Origin of the sequence: Dactylosporangium darangshiense, from assembly GCF_039537565.1 — a bacterium.
In the GTDB taxonomy this organism is placed as follows: Bacteria; Actinomycetota; Actinomycetes; order Mycobacteriales; family Micromonosporaceae; genus Dactylosporangium; species Dactylosporangium darangshiense.
Map to the genome: position 1 here is coordinate 1 of NZ_BAABAT010000231.1, position 589 is coordinate 589.

Sequence of the window (589 nt, forward strand, 5' to 3'; positions counted from 1 at the left end):
GGCCGTCCCGACCCGGCGCAGCAGCCTGCCGTTCAACCCAGTTCACCACCGCCCGGCCCGCAACCAACGCCCTGGTGTCCAACACCGAAAACGTCTCACGCCCGCTGGAATGCGTCCAAACAAAACGCGCAGGCACACTCAGCGTGACCCGGTGAACATTTTCTGCAACGGCGCCATCCGGCGGGACCGCCACCGCCAAACCCACCCCACCGCGCAGCCAACGCCGAATGACATCGACACTCGGCGCCTCCCTCAATACGAAATCCAGATCGATCCGACCCTCTATCGGCTCCGCTATCAGATCGATCAGTTCATCATTCAGCGGTGCGAAGTCCCTTGGTATCCAGGTCGGACCCTCTCTCCGCTCCGCTATCAGATCGATCGGTTCATCATTTCGCCGTGCGGGGACCCTTGTTACCCAGGTCTGACCCTCTCTCCGCTCCGCTATCAGATCGATCAGTTCATCATTCAGCGGTGCGAAGTCCCTTGGTACCCAGGTCTGATGCCATTCGAGCATGTGCCCATCCAAACCGGGGATCGTAAAGGACTCGGCCGCAATGACCCCGAAGTCGAGCCCGAACGCCTGCGT

The 589-nt window shown here is 61.1% G+C and carries 1 protein-coding gene; it reads right to left on the reverse strand.

Annotated features, from left to right (window positions below):
• The coding region (locus tag ABD901_RS58855; RefSeq protein ID WP_345145163.1) for a hypothetical protein at positions 1–589 on the reverse strand (589 nt) is incomplete at both ends.